The organism is Rhizobium sp. SVR5-9E (assembly GCF_056755095.1).
In genome coordinates this window covers 1-248 of sequence record NZ_JBNDHS010000591.1, presented here as the reverse complement: position 1 = coordinate 248, position 248 = coordinate 1, and the positions used below count along the sequence as shown (strand labels likewise).

Annotated in this window: 1 protein-coding gene; it reads right to left on the bottom strand. The window is 40.3% G+C overall.

The window, feature by feature from the left end; translation table 11 throughout:
• The coding region (locus ACPYOJ_RS36190) for an SDR family oxidoreductase (protein ID WP_481420507.1) at positions 1-233 on the bottom strand (233 nt) is incomplete at its 3' end.
• Positions 234-248 lie beyond the last annotated feature (15 nt).

Sequence of the window (248 nt, the reverse complement as noted above, 5' to 3'; positions counted from 1 at the left end):
ATTCCATATAAAACGCCTTTGAGAGTAATATCGGTCATTTCTTCCCAACCGTCAACGTCCAATTCATCAATTCGGCTCAATTGGCTGATGCCTGCATTGTTGACGATGACGTCTAATTTTCCGTATGTTTCCATAGCCTTATTTACAAGCTGAATCAAATCGTTTTTTTTCTTAACATCTGCCTTCAGAAAGACAGCTTCACCGCCGGCAGCACTGATTTCATCAACTATCATCTCTAAATGTCTGTC